Here is a 13,206-nt window from a genome sequence, read left to right on the forward strand (position 1 = left end):
CATGGCCACCACCGCATCGGCCCGCCCCTCGCTCTTCCAGCGTCTGCCGGTCATCTCCCAGGTGCGTTCCTCGGTCGGACTGCAGCGCGGCATGCTCATCGCAGGCCTCCTCCTCACCGGCATCTTCGTCCTCACCGCGATCTTCGCCCCACTGCTCGCGCCCTACGGCTTTGCGCAGCTGCGCGACGACGACGGTGCATTCGGGGCCCTCCAGGAACCCTCTGCGGCGCACCTCCTCGGCACCACGACGGGCGGCTACGACGTCCTGTCCCGCCTCATCTGGGGAGCGCGCACCGCGCTGTACGTCATCGTGGTCGCGGTCATTGCCTCCATCGTGGTCGGCGTCGCCTTGGGTCTCATCGCGGGGTACTTCGGCGGCTGGCTCGACCGCATCCTGGTGGTGGTGGCCGATGCGCTGTACAGCTTCCCGTCGCTGCTCCTCGCGATCGTGGTCGCCATCGTCGTCTCGGGAGGCCAGTCGTCGATGTGGGGCGGCATCCTCGCCGCCGCGCTGTCGATCACGGTGATCTTCATCCCGCAGTACCTGCGCGTGACGCGCGCCGAGGTGGTACGCATCAAGTCCGAGCCCTTCGTGGAGTCCGCGAGGGTCATCGGCGCGAGTCACGCGCGCATCATGACCCGCCACGTGCTGCGCAACTCGACCCGCACCCTGCCGCTGATCATCACCCTCAACGCCTCGGAAGCGATTCTCACGCTCGCCGCGCTGGGATTCCTGGGCTTCGGCATCGAGCCGACCGCCGCGGCCGAGTGGGGCTACGACCTCAACAGGGCGGTGTCCGACGTCACGAGCGGCATCTGGTGGACCGCACTGTTCCCCGGCCTCGCCATCGTCCTGTCGGTGATGGGCCTCACCCTCGTGGGCGAAAGCCTCAACGACCTCGCCGATCCTCGTTTGCGTCGCCGCGCCGCGGGAGGCGAGCCCGCAGAGGACCTGCTCGCTCCCGAGGGTGACCCCGGATCCGGTGACGGCGACACGGACCTCGCCGAGGCATCGGCCACCCCCATGACGAAGGAGGGCACCGTATGACCGACGTGGTGCAGATTCGCGACCTGTCCGTCACGTTTGCGACGGACGCCGGCGCGGTGAGAGCCGTCGACGGCGTCACCCTCGACGTCCACGCCGGCGAGGTCCTCGCCGTGGTGGGGGAGTCCGGATCGGGCAAGTCCGTGACGGCGTCATCGATCCTGGGGCTCTTGCCGGAAACCGCGAGCGTGGGCGGGGCCGTAGTCGTGACCGGCCGTGATGGTCACGAGGTCGACGTCGCGACCCTCAAGGGCGACGCCCTGCGCGAGCTTCGCGGCGAGACGGCCGCGATGGTGTTCCAGGAGCCGTCCACCTCGCTCAACCCCGTCTACACGGTGGGCTGGCAGATTGCCGAGGGCCTGCGCGCCCATCGTCGCATCTCGAAGAAGGCGGCCCGCGCGGAGGCCATCGACGTCATGAGGCGCGTGGGCATCCCCGATCCCGAGACGCGCGTGGACCACTATCCCCATCAGTTCTCGGGGGGACAGAAGCAGCGGGTGGTCATCGCCCAGGCGCTCGCCCTCAACCCCGGCGTGATCGTCGCCGACGAGCCCACCACGGCGCTCGACGTCACGGTGCAGGCGGAGATTCTCGACCTGCTACGTCGCTGCCGGGACGAGTTCGGCGCCGCGATCGTGCTGATCACCCACAATATGGGCGTGGTCGCGGATCTCGCCGACCGCGTGGCCGTGATGTACCAGGGCAAGGTCGTGGAGCAGGCGGACGTGCGGGAGCTCTTCGCCGAGCCCCGTGAGGCCTACACGCGCCAGCTCCTGGGCTCGGTCCCCCGCATCGGCGTGGGGCTCGCGCGGGCCGCGGAGCGTGCCTCCCGGCGCTCGCCGGAGTGGGATGCGGCAGCGCCGGTGGTCGAGGCGCGCGACCTGCGGATCGTCTACCCCGGACGCCTTCGCCAGCCCGACTTTGTGGCCGTGGACGGCGTCTCGTTCGCGATCCGTCCCGGCGAGGTGCTGGGCCTGGTGGGTGAGTCCGGCTCCGGCAAGACGACGATCGGGCGCGCGATGGCGGGACTGACCCCCGTCAGCGGCGGATCGCTGTCGGTGCTGGGCGTGGAAATGCTCGCCGCGAAGGAGAGGGCCATCCGCCCCATTCGCTCTCGCGTGGGTTTCGTGTTCCAGGATCCGGCGACCAGCTTCAATCCCTTGCTCACTATCGCGCAGTGCATCGCGGAGCCGCTGGTGGTGCATGGCCGCTTTCGCAACCCCGCCGCCGCGCGGGGTCGCGTGGACGAGCTGCTCGAGGCCGTCCAGCTGCCCCGCTCCTATGGCGATCGCTTCCCGCACGAGCTGTCCGGCGGCCAGCGTCAGCGCGCCTCGCTCGCGCGCGCCCTCGCCCTCGATCCCGAACTGTTGATCGCGGACGAGCCGACTTCAGCGCTCGACGTGTCCGTCCAGGCAAGAGTGCTGGACCTCTTCGACGAGCTGCACCGCGAGCTGGGATTCGCGGCGCTGTTCATCAGCCACGACCTCGCGGTGGTCGACATGCTCGCTGACCGCATTGCGGTGCTTCATCGAGGGGCGTTGGTCGAGGAGGGGACGGGCGCGCGGGTGCTGGGCGACCCACAGGACCCGTACACGCAGCGCCTGCTCGCGTCCCTTCCCGTGCCCGATCCCGAGGAACAGGCACGGCGCCGAGCCGAGTGGGAGGCGATGCGGGCCTGACGTGACAACGCCGGCGTCCCAAGGAGGAAGGACGCCGGCGTCGCGCTCAGTGCCTCAGCGCTTAGTCGTCGTCGGCCTTGCCGGTCTCGAGCCCGTCGCGGATCGCGTCCATGACCGAGGAGTCGGCGAGGGTCGTGACGTCGCCCACGGCGCGGTGCTCGGCGACGTCGCGCAGCAGGCGACGCATGATCTTGCCCGACCGGGTCTTGGGGACCTCGGACACGACAAGAATCGTGCGCGGCTTCGCGAGGGCGCCGATCTGGTCCTTGACCTGTTCGCGCAGGGCGACCGCGACCTCGTGGCCGCTGGCGGAGGCGCCCGCCGCATCGGACTTCACCACGACGAACGCGACCACGGCCTGGCCGGTGGTCTCGTCCGCGGCGCCCACGACGGCGGCCTCGGCGACCCACGGGTGGGACACGAGCGCATGCTCGATCTCTGTGGTGGACAGGCGGTGGCCCGAGACGTTCATGACGTCGTCGACGCGGCCCATGAGCCAGATGTCGCCGTCCGCATCGCGCTTGGCGCCGTCGCCCGCGAAGTACAGGCCCTCGAAGCGGCTCCAATAGGTCTGCTCGTAGCGCTCGCGGTCGCCCCAGATGCCGCGCAGCATGGACGGCCACGGCTGGTCGAGCACCAGGTAGCCGCCGCGCCCGGGGCCCACCTCGTGGGCGTCGTCGTCGACGACGGCCGCGGAGACGCCGGGAAGGGGAACCTGCGCGGAGCCGGGCTTGGTCGCCGTCACCCCTGGCAGCGGCGAGATCATGATCGATCCGGTCTCGGTCTGCCACCACGTGTCGACGATGGGACAGCGGTCTCCGCCGATGACGCGGCGGTACCACATCCATGCCTCGGGATTGATGGGTTCACCCACCGACCCGAGCAGTCGCAGTGACGACAGGTCGTACTTCGCGGGGATCGCCTCGCCCCACTTCATGAAGGTGCGGATCGCGGTGGGTGCCGTGTAGAAGATCGACACCTGGTACTTCTCGATGATCTCCCACCAGCGGCCCTCGTGCGGGGCGTTGGGCACGCCCTCGTAGAGCACCTGGGTGGCGCCGTTGATCATGGGTCCGTAGACGATGTAGCTGTGGCCGGTGATCCAGCCCACGTCCGCCGAGCACCAATACACGTCAGTCTCGGGCTTGAGGTCGAACACCACCCGGTGCGTGTACGCGGCGCCCGTGAGGTAGCCGCCGGTGGTGTGGAACAGGCCCTTGGGGCTGCCGGTGGTTCCCGACGTGTAAAGGATGAACAGCGGGTGCTCGGCCTCGACCATCACGGGCTCGTGCTGGTCGGATGCGGGCTCCACGACGTCGTGCCACCACACGTCGCGACCGTCGGTCCAGGCGGTGTCCTGCCCGGTGCGCTTGACCACGAGCACGTGCTCGACGCTTTGTGCGGGCTCCGGGTGTGCGTCGCTGGGCGCGAGGGACGCGTCCACCAGCGGCTTGAGCGCCAGGTGAGTGCCGCGCCGGTTGCCGCCGTCCGCCGTGATGACGAGCTTGGCCTGGGCATCGTCGATGCGCTGGCGAAGCGAGTCGGCGGAGAAGCCGCCGAACACCACGGAGTGAATCGCGCCGATGCGTGCGCATGCGAGCATGGACACCACGGCCTCGGGGATCTGGGGCAGATAGATGGCGACCCTGTCGCCTTTCGTGATCCCCAGACCTGCCAGGGCGTTTGCGGCCTTCGACACCTCGCGCTGCATGTCCGCGTACGTCAGCGTGCGGGTGTCTCCCGGCTCGCCCTCGAAGTGGAAGGCGACACGCTCGCCGCGCCCCTCGCGCACGTGGCGGTCCACGGCGTTGTCGCACGCATTGAGGGTGCCGTCGGCGAACCAGCGCGCCACCGGCGCATCGGACCAGTCGAGGGTCTCGGTGAACGGCGTGGCCCAGTGCAGGCGCTCCGCCTCCTCGCGCCAGAAGCTAAGCCTGTCGGCGTCCGCGCGCGCGTACATGTCGGAGCGCGCGTTGGCCTGCGACGCGAAGTCGATCGAGGGAGGGAACGAGCGACTCTCCGTGTGGAGGTTCTCGAGGGCGGGGGACTTTGTCTGGGCATCATTGACCATGCGGTCAGAGTAGGCGCGGCCCCCGACATTGCCAAACGTTTGTAAGGATGCCTGCTAGATGGCCGATGCCACAGGTGGCCTGGTATTTCGGCACGGACTCTGTGTGGGGTATTCCCGCGTCAGCGGTGGGCGAAACCACTGGCACGCCGGCCGCCGCGGTGCGACGATCGCCCTATGAGCCACAAGAACAACGACGCGGATGCGGACGGCCTGAAGGACAAGGTCGTGGAGCAACAGGACAAGCGCCACGACCCCGATGAGCAGCCGGTGCAGACCAACCCACTGGGCGAAGAGGTCCCCCACGGTGATGGTGAGCCGCGCGAAACGGACGGCCAAGACGACCCCAGCTGACGCATCGGCCATCTTCCCCGCGCGCCCGAGGGCGATCGGTGTGACGATGGGCAGATGAGCGCAGAAGGCTATGACTACCGCACGAGGGCGAGCGGCGAGGTGGTGATCTTCCACCACGGCAAGTTGGCGAAGACGCTAGGAGCCGACGAGGCGCAGGAGTTCATGCGAGCCATCGAGGGTGGCGACACCCAGTCCGCGATGGCGCAGTGGGTGGGCAACGACGGCCAGGTGGAACACCCCGGCAGTCACGCCGCGTCCGGCGGCGGCATGCGTAACAACGGCGCCGCACACGGCCACCAGGACTTCCGGCGCAAGACCGGGTGAGTCTCGGGGCGACGCGGGAGCGCCCTACTCCACCGTGAAGGTGAAGGCCTCCGAGATGGCGACGGTGGGCGCGGCATCCACGACATACGACTCGGGTACGTCGCGCGTGAGCACGTCAGTGAGCACGTCCTGCGGCACGTCGCACAGCAGTTCCGTCTGCCCATCCGGCGTCTCGGATTCCTCGCAATAGGGTGCGATGCGCTCGTCGCCTGCGATGGCCGAATATCCGGCCGTGTACTGCAGGAGCGCGAGGTCGGTGAGGCCCTCTTCGGTCAGCTCGCGCGCAATCGCGGCCGCCTCACCCTGGATGACGGGGCTCCAGGCGTAGACCTTGTACTCACCGGCGGGGAGCTCGGCGTGCTCCGACTCGAAGGCCGCCACCTCCTCGTAGCGCTCGGTGATCTCCTCGTCCGTGGCGTTGTCCCAGTCGAAGTCATCCCACAGAGCGGACATCTCGTCGGCCACATCGCACAGCGACGAGCCGGTGATGGCGTAGGAGTCGGACTGCGCGGACGGAGTCTCCCCGGCCGTCATGATGAGCTCGGGCACAAACTCCGAGCCCCACTCTGGGGTGACGACCACGTCGTCGCGCGTCACGATGAGCTGACCTTGCTGAGCGAGGAACGCGGTGATGCCCTCGGCCTCGGAGGTAAAGGCCACCCGGGCGGCCGCGGCGCCATCGGCAGACTCCACGGTGACGACCGGGATGATGCCGTGGGCCGACTGCGGCTCCGCGGTCCAGGTCTCGCCGCAGGCCGGCGGCGTGAACAGGCCGTCGGCGGCGGACTCGATGTCCTCGAGGTCATACGCCAGCTCGACGGTCGCCCCGGCGGGGGTCTCGGAGGGGGCAGCGGCCGAGGGCGCGTCGCTCGAGACGAGCCACTTCACGCCGAACCACCCCACGGCCGCGGAGGCGCCTGCCACCGTGATCGCACCGACGACCATCAGGCCCTTGTGCATGGGCTCCCGTTCCTCCCGGCGCATGCGTGCGCCCGCTGCTCCATCGTGGGGTTGAGGCACAAGGATACGTGCCGCGCGTGTCCGTTTCGAGCACGCCGCGCCTCACGGCACTCGCGTCCCTGGCACGCGCCCGGAAGGCGGCACTTAGGACTCTCCTTGACTCTCATAACGCACGACGTTCACAAAACGTTGGTGTGGTGTTGACCACGGTGTGCGGGAGGTGCGGGGAGGGCTACTCCTCGTTGTCTTTGCCCGCTCGCGCGATCAGTGCCACGCCCACCACGACCGCCGCAATGGCAAGGGCGACGGTCAGCGTCGACCGCGTCGAGGGGCGTCCGCGCAGCTCGACAGGACGCTTGAAGCGCAGGTTTCCCCACCCATGAGCGATGGCGGCCTTGCGCATGGCGCGGTCGGCGTTGACGGTGAAGCCGTGACCCACGGCGTCAAGCATCGGAGCGTCGGTGATCGAGTCGGAGTAGGCGTAGCTGCGACGCAGGTCGTAGCCCTGCTCCTCGGCCAGCGCTCGTATGGCATCGGCCTTCGCCTCGCCGTACGCGTAGTAGCTGACCTCGCCCGTGTAGTGGCCCTTCTTCACCTTGAGCTCGGAGGCGATCACGTGGTCCGCGCCCAGGATTTGCGCGATGGGCTCGACGATGTCGCGGACCGAGGCGGACACGATCACCACGTCGCGGCCATTCGCATGGTGGCGGTCGATGAGTTCGAGCGCCTCGGCATAGACCACGGGGTCAATGTGCTCGTGCACCGTCTCGTTGACGATCTGCGTGACCTTGGCGACCTCCCAGCCCTTGACCAGGTCGCTCAGGGAGTCGCGCAGACGGTTGGTCTGGCGCTCGTCCGCCGCGCCCACCAGGAACAGGAACTGCGCATAGGCGGTGCGCAGGGCATCGGCCCGCGTGACCAGTCCTCCCTCGTAAAAGGACCGTGAGAACGCCATCGACGAGCTGGTCGCGATGATCGTCTTGTCCAGATCGAAGAAGGCCGCGGACGGGCGGCGGGTCGAGCGGGCCATGAAACCTCCTGTTTCGACCCAGCCTAGCGGCGGCCGCGGACAGCCGGCCAGGGTGCAGCGTCGTCCCCGGCCCGCCGCGGGATCGGCCTGTGTCCACCGATATGGCGAGCGGCCGATGCCGTGGCCGGCTCCCGTGTCAGCCTCGCCGTATGGACGGGTCGGGAGACGCACCGCAGTGGGCCGGGCCGCTCGGTCCGGTGCTTGCGCTGCCGGGGGTGACGGACGTGTTGGTGCAGGAGCCCCGGCGTGCGTGGATCGATAGGGGAGGAGGCCTGCAGATGGTGGGTGTCGACCTGCCGGATGCCGCCGCAGTACGGGCGCTCGCGGTGAGGATGGCAGGGGCGGGGGGACGCCGGCTCGACGACGCGGCTCCCGTGGTGGACGCGCGCCTGCCCGACGGCACTCGGCTGCATGCCGTGTTGCCACCGCTGTCGCCCGACTGTGCGGCTATCTCGCTCCGGACGGTGCGGCAGCGGGCGCTCGCCATGGATGACCTGGTCGCGTCGGGCATGGTGACGGGTTCGCTCGGGCGGGTGCTGCGCGCGATGGTGGCGCAGCACCTGTCCGTGCTCGTCACCGGCGCGACCGGGTCGGGCAAGACCACCCTGCTGGCGTCGCTGCTCAGCTTGGTCGACCCCGCCGAGCGGATCCTGGTGATCGAGGAGGCCGGCGAGCTCCGGCCGGACCATCCGCATGTGGTGCGGTTGATCGAGAGGCGCGCGAATATCGAGGGTTCGGGCGCGGTCGGCCTGTCCACACTGGTACGCGAGGCCATGCGGATGCGGCCCGATCGTGTGGTGCTGGGGGAGTGCCGTGGCGCCGAGGTGCGCGAGGTGCTCTCCGTGTTTAATACGGGCCACCGGGGCGGGTTCGCGACGCTGCATGCCAACTCGACGGCGGATGTACCCGCGCGGCTCGTAGCGCTCGGTGCTCTCGCGGGCCTCGACCAGCGCACGGTGGAGCTGCAGGCCGCGATCGCCTTCGATGCCGTGGTGCATGTGGAGCGCGACGTCGCCGGCGTGCGGAGGGTCGCTCAGGTGGCGACGCTCGCGCGCTCGAGCACGGGTGACCTGGTCGCCGTGCCGGCCCTCACGCGGGGCTCGCATGGCGCGCGCGGCTGGGAGGCGGGGCCCGCGTGGCGTGCGCTCGCGGCGAGCCTGGGCATGGAGGAGGCCGGCCGTGCGGCCGTGGCGGCGTAACAGGGCCGGACCCCCACCGGCCCCCACGCGCGCACTCGCGAATGCGGTCGCCCTGCTCGAATCCGGCTTGCCCGCGGCACAAGCATGGCCGCTCGCCGGGCTGAGCGTCACCGACGAGGGGCGTCCCGTGGTGCCGGGGGCCGATGCCGTGGTCACCCGAGCCCTCGCCGCCGCCGCGACGCTCGCCGATGAGGGCGGAATGCCGCTCGCCGCGGTGCTGCGCCGGGTCCTCGCGGTGCTCCACGCGCGCGAGGAGGCGGCCGATGCGCGCGAGGCGGCCCTCGCCGGCCCCCGCATGAGCGCTCGCGTGCTGGGCTGGCTGCCGCTGGCCGGGCTCGGGCTCGCGGCGGCTCTGGACCCCGGCGCGCTGAGGCTTGTCGCGCTGACGCCCCTGGGCTGGATGCTGCTGGCGGGCGCGGGGCTGCTGACGTGGGTCGGCCGGAGGTGGACGCGGGCCCTGCTCGCCCGCGCGGAGCCGCCCGGCACGGAACTGCCCGCTCCGCTCGTGCTCGCGCTCGTGGACGCGGTCCTCGCCGCCGGCATCGACGTGCCCGGCACGCTCATGCGCATCGGGGTGGTGCTGGGTGGCGCCGACGGCGAGGCGCTCGTCGCGACGGGCGAGCAACTCGCACACGGAGCGCCGTGGGACGAGGCGTGGTCGGGGGCCGATGCCGAGGACCTGACCGGTGCCGAGGGCCTGGCCGGTGCCGTGCGTCAGGCGCTCCAGGCCGCCCACCTGGCCGGGGCATCGGCCGGCCCCGCGCTCGCGGCCGCGATCGACCAGGCGGTGCGCGAGGACAAGCGCGCGGGCCAGAAGGCGGCGGCTGAACTGTCGGTGACCCTCGCGCTGCCACTCACACTGTGCCTGCTGCCCGCCTTCATCTTGGTTGGCGTGGTGCCACTCATCGTCGCGGTGGTCGCGTCGGTCGACCTCGGAACGGTCGTATGAGCGCCGTCGTCCCCAGCCTCACCGCTCCTGCGGGCAGCCTCCCCAGATGTGGCGTGGGCGCCTCCCCGGCGGCGGAACGACGCGCACCGTGGAGACAGCGGAGGACGGTCCTTCGCGGAAGGGAGGATCATGAGGCGCTTCGAGAGGCTGTGGCGCGAGGACGACGGCATGGCGACCACCGAGTACGCGCTCGTCACGGTCGCGGCGGCGGCATTCGCGGGCCTGCTCATCGCGATCATTCGCTCCGACGAGGTGCGCGAGTTGCTGCTGGGCGTCATCAGGTCGGCCTTCGGATGATCCGCGGGCGCGGCGACCGGGGGTCCGTGACGGCCGAGCTGGCCCTCGTGCTCCCGGCCGCCGTGCTCGTGCTCGCCCTCATGCTGGGAGCGCTCGCGTGGGCGATGGCGCACCTGAGCGCGGCCGATGCGGCCTCGGCGGCCGCGCGCACGGCAGCCGTCGAGGGGGAGGTCGCCGCGCGCTCCGCCTTCGGCTCCCGGATGACCGACGCCACCCTCGGCCTCGCGTCCGACGGTGCGTGGGTGACGGCGACCGTCACGGCCGACGGTCCGGCGTGGCTACCGGACGTGGTGGCCCGCGCGGTGGCGAGGGAAGAACGGTGACAGTCGACCGTCACGCGGTTGCGCGAGCGAGGGCGTCGCGCGACGAGGGTGCCGCGACGGTGCTCATGGTCGGCATCGTGGTGGCGATGGTCGTCGTCCTGGCGCTGGGGCTGGCCGCGGCGACCACCCTGATGGCTGCGTCTCGCGCGAGGACGGGAGCCGACATGGCCGCGCTCGCCGGAGCACTCGCGGCGCGGGAGGCGGCCGCGGCTGGTCGCGACGCGTCCGGGCCGGGATGCTCGGCCGCCGGCGAGGCCGCCCGTCGCAACGGGGCCGTCGTCACCGCGTGCCGCGCCGACGGTGCCGTGGTCACCGTCACGGTGACGGCGGGTGAGGGGGTGGCTCGCCGGTCGGCCTCGGCGGCGGCGGGGCCCGCGTTTGTCGGCGGAGGCTAATGGGACCTTACCCGCGGTCGACCAGGCCACGGTGGACGGCAGCGGCGACCGCTCGCGCCCGGGTCGGCTCGCCAAGCTTCTGCAGCACCGCCGACACGTGGTGCTCCACGGTCCGGCGCGACAGCACCAACTCCCTGGCGATATCGGGCGTGGACAGCCCCGCGGCCAGCAACTGCAGCACCTCCCCCTCGCGTGGCGTCAGGCCCACCCCGGCGTGGTCCGACGACGGGCCGTTCCCACCGCGTCGCGCGCGCTCGCGCCCGAGAGCAGCCGCCACTGCGCTTGCGCCGGCGGCGACCGCGGCCGCGATGGCGCGGTGCGCCATGGCTCCGTGAGGTCCGGCCGCGGCGCCATAGGCGGCCCAGATGGGGTCGCCCACGTTGCTCCATTCCCGCGCCGCGCTCTCACCGTCCCCGGCAAGCATGCAAGCGAACGGGGGCGCGAGGGAGGAGAGCTCCACCGTGGCCGCCAGGCTGGCAAGGTGACGCCACCACGCGAGCTCGCCCAGCAGCCAAGGATCCGGTGCGCCCTGAGCGAGCTCCCAGGCGAGATCGGTGGCTGCCGCGATGTCGTGGACGCGGCCATCCAGCCACGCATACTCCGCGGCCGCGCAGGCCACCGGGCCGATGCGCTGGATCTCGCCTGTTTCCGCCGCGAGCCGCTGCGCCAGCGCAAGGTATGACTGCGGATCGTCACCGCGCAGCATCGTCGCCCTCGCCGCGGCGCATGCCGCGGGAATGGTCGAGATGGGGGACACGCCCTGGGGTCCCAGTACCTCGTGAGCGACGCCGAGAGCCTCGTCGAGCCGTCCCACATGCACCAGGGCGTCGGCCCGCAGCGCCTTCATGTACCGGGTCCACGAGTCCAGGTCGTGGGCTTCGGTGTAGTCGATCCCGGCCTCCAGTTGTGCCAGGGCGTCGGGTAGCTTGCGGTGCCTCAGCGCCGCCGAGCCCAGATTGGTCTGGGCCCGTGCCGCGTGTTCCTCGAAGCCCGCCAAGAGGGCCCCATCGAGGCTTTGGCGCAGCCGGGCAACACCCGCGGGCTCGTATGTCGAGACGGCCATGGCCGAGCCCACGTTGTTGAGCGCGTGGATCCGGATCTCGTCCTCGCCCAGCTCGCTCGCGAGCGCGATGGCCTGCTCGCCCCACCGCACCGCCTCCTCGGTGTCGTCCGCGAGCATCCGCAGCTGCGACAGGTTGCTCCACGCCGCCGCCAGCGGTACCGACGGCCCCAGGGGTTCGAGGGTGTGGCAGGCGTCCTGGGCGAAGCGTTCCGCATCTGCCCCGCGACCCAGAAACCAGGACAGCCGTGATAGCCACCGCTGGTCGTCGCCGACCTCCATGGCCTCGTTTGCCGCCGCATGGAACTCGAGTGCATGATGGCGCGCGGTCAGCGCCTCCAAGAGCTGGTCGGTGAGGTAGCACTCGTGTGAGAGCTCGACGTAAAGGCCCGCGCGGTCGTTGGCCGGTGGCCCGTGCCGTAGCGCGGCACGCAATTGCGTGGCCGCCTCGCGGTGGGCTCCCAGCGCGGCCAGGTGCCGTCCCGCGATGGCCGCGTGGTGTGCGGCGACGGTGGCCTCGCCACACTGTGCAGCGTGGTGCGCGATCCGTCGGTGATCCTCGGGGGTGCGTCGCTGGACCTCCGTGAGCGCGGCGCGGTGCAGGCGACGCGCCTGAGGGGCCGTGACCGCGGCCTCGACGGCCTCTCGCGCCAGCTCGTGCCGGTACGCGACCCCAGAGTCGCGCACGACGAGCATTCCTCGCTCTACGCACTCGTCGATGGCGTCGAGGGAGCAGCCCGCCACGGCGGCCATGAGGTCCGCGGGAGCGCTGTCCCCCACGACCGCGGCCGCCTCCGCGGCGACCCGCGCGTCGGGGGAGAGCCGTGCAAGTCGGGCGCGCACGGCATCGGCCACACCGGTGGGCAGCGTGGAACCGCTGGTAGCGAGCACCTCCGTCACGTAGAACGCATTGCCCGCGGTGCGGGCGTGCAGCGTCGCGGCGTCGGTGACGGAGCGCGCGTGCGCCACAAGAGTGGCGACGCCGTCGACGGTGAGCGCCGGGACGTCGATCCGAGTGGTGTGCGGCCACCGAGCCGCCTCATCGAGGAGTTGAGTGAGCGGATGGCTAGGGCCGATGTCGTCCGGGCGGAAGGTGGCGATCACCATCAGCGGTGCCGTCTCGCTCCGTCGGCCTAAAAACTGCAGGGCATTGAGGGTCGCGTCGTCCGCCCAGTGCATGTCTTCGAGCACCATTGCGGTGGGCTCGCGGGTGAGGGTGGCCCGCAGTCGCGTGTGAAGCGTGTAGCGGCTCAGTGCCCCGGCCTGCACGGCGGCCACGTCGTCGGCGATCTCGGGCACGGCCTCCTGGAACGCGGCGAGCGCGTCCGCCGTCGTGACGTTGTCCGCGCCTCCCACACGCACCCGGCACCCCTCGTACCCGTGTGTGAGGAACTCGCGCACCAGCGTGGTCTTTCCCTGACCCGCTTCTCCCGCCACCAGGACGAACGCGCCCGCACCCCTCGTTGCCGCCTCCCGCAGGGAAGCGAGCTGTGTCAGGTGATCCTCGCGTTCGACGATCATCT

The 13,206-nt window shown here is 71.0% G+C and carries 13 protein-coding genes; 9 read left to right on the forward strand and 4 right to left on the reverse strand.

From position 1 onward, the window contains the following. The first annotated feature begins 1 nt into the window (after position 1). Positions 2 to 1,048, forward strand: a complete 1,047-nt coding sequence (locus tag B7K24_RS03585; RefSeq protein WP_084128762.1) for an ABC transporter permease — start codon at positions 2 to 4, stop codon at positions 1,046 to 1,048. After that, a complete protein-coding gene (locus B7K24_RS03590; protein WP_084128764.1) occupies positions 1,045 to 2,724 on the forward strand; it encodes an ABC transporter ATP-binding protein in 1,680 nt (559 codons plus the stop codon). The genes B7K24_RS03585 and B7K24_RS03590 overlap by 4 nt, the downstream gene beginning before the upstream one ends. A gap of 61 nt (positions 2,725 to 2,785) precedes the next feature. Here B7K24_RS03590 and acs read toward each other — a convergent pair whose 3' ends face one another. After that, on the reverse strand, positions 2,786 to 4,795 hold the full coding sequence (gene acs, locus B7K24_RS03595) for an acetate--CoA ligase (RefSeq protein WP_084128765.1): 2,010 nt from the start codon (positions 4,793 to 4,795) through the stop codon (positions 2,786 to 2,788). A gap of 174 nt (positions 4,796 to 4,969) precedes the next feature. Between acs and B7K24_RS13385 the strand changes: the two genes are divergently transcribed. Beyond that, the gene (locus tag B7K24_RS13385) at positions 4,970 to 5,146 is read left to right on the forward strand and encodes a hypothetical protein (protein WP_159449131.1); all 177 of its coding nucleotides are present in this window, start codon (positions 4,970 to 4,972) and stop codon (positions 5,144 to 5,146) included. A gap of 54 nt (positions 5,147 to 5,200) precedes the next feature. Beyond that, a complete protein-coding gene (locus B7K24_RS03600) occupies positions 5,201 to 5,470 on the forward strand; it encodes a hypothetical protein (protein WP_084128767.1) in 270 nt (89 codons plus the stop codon). A 24-nt stretch (positions 5,471 to 5,494) separates the two neighbouring features. Here B7K24_RS03600 and B7K24_RS03605 read toward each other — a convergent pair whose 3' ends face one another. Together B7K24_RS03605 and B7K24_RS03610 are read right to left on the reverse strand one after the other, a co-directional pair. After that, a complete protein-coding gene (locus B7K24_RS03605; RefSeq protein WP_084128768.1) occupies positions 5,495 to 6,430 on the reverse strand; it encodes a hypothetical protein in 936 nt (311 codons plus the stop codon). Between the two features lie 232 nt (positions 6,431 to 6,662). Beyond that, positions 6,663 to 7,460: an HAD family phosphatase gene (locus B7K24_RS03610; RefSeq protein ID WP_084128770.1), complete on the reverse strand. Its 798-nt coding sequence runs from the start codon at positions 7,458 to 7,460 to the stop codon at positions 6,663 to 6,665. 149 nt (positions 7,461 to 7,609) lie between these two features. On the opposite strand from B7K24_RS03610, the gene B7K24_RS03615 reads away from it, so the two are divergent. The 5 genes from B7K24_RS03615 (at position 7,610) to B7K24_RS03635 (ending at position 10,623) form a co-directional block, all read left to right on the forward strand. Next, positions 7,610 to 8,659, forward strand: a complete 1,050-nt coding sequence (locus B7K24_RS03615) for a TadA family conjugal transfer-associated ATPase (protein WP_234986535.1) — start codon at positions 7,610 to 7,612, stop codon at positions 8,657 to 8,659. After that, a complete protein-coding gene (locus tag B7K24_RS03620; protein WP_084128772.1) occupies positions 8,640 to 9,608 on the forward strand; it encodes a hypothetical protein in 969 nt (322 codons plus the stop codon). Before B7K24_RS03615 ends, B7K24_RS03620 begins: the two co-directional genes overlap by 20 nt. A gap of 129 nt (positions 9,609 to 9,737) precedes the next feature. Beyond that, positions 9,738 to 9,905 carry a DUF4244 domain-containing protein gene (locus B7K24_RS03625; RefSeq protein WP_084128773.1) on the forward strand — a complete coding sequence of 56 codons (168 nt, stop codon included), beginning with the start codon at positions 9,738 to 9,740 and terminating at the stop codon, positions 9,903 to 9,905. Between the two features lie 26 nt (positions 9,906 to 9,931). Then, positions 9,932 to 10,228: a hypothetical protein gene (locus tag B7K24_RS03630; RefSeq protein ID WP_144268101.1), complete on the forward strand. Its 297-nt coding sequence runs from the start codon at positions 9,932 to 9,934 to the stop codon at positions 10,226 to 10,228. Further along, complete coding sequence (locus B7K24_RS03635; protein ID WP_200808267.1) at positions 10,225 to 10,623, forward strand: hypothetical protein; 399 nt, start codon at positions 10,225 to 10,227, stop codon at positions 10,621 to 10,623. Before B7K24_RS03630 ends, B7K24_RS03635 begins: the two co-directional genes overlap by 4 nt. A gap of 7 nt (positions 10,624 to 10,630) precedes the next feature. Here B7K24_RS03635 and B7K24_RS03640 read toward each other — a convergent pair whose 3' ends face one another. Then, complete coding sequence (locus B7K24_RS03640) at positions 10,631 to 13,204, reverse strand: AAA family ATPase (RefSeq protein WP_084128776.1); 2,574 nt, start codon at positions 13,202 to 13,204, stop codon at positions 10,631 to 10,633. Positions 13,205 to 13,206: the final 2 nt, after the last annotated feature.

Source organism: Demequina sp. NBRC 110055 (genome assembly GCF_002090135.1).
Classification (GTDB): Bacteria; Actinomycetota; Actinomycetes; order Actinomycetales; family Demequinaceae; genus Demequina.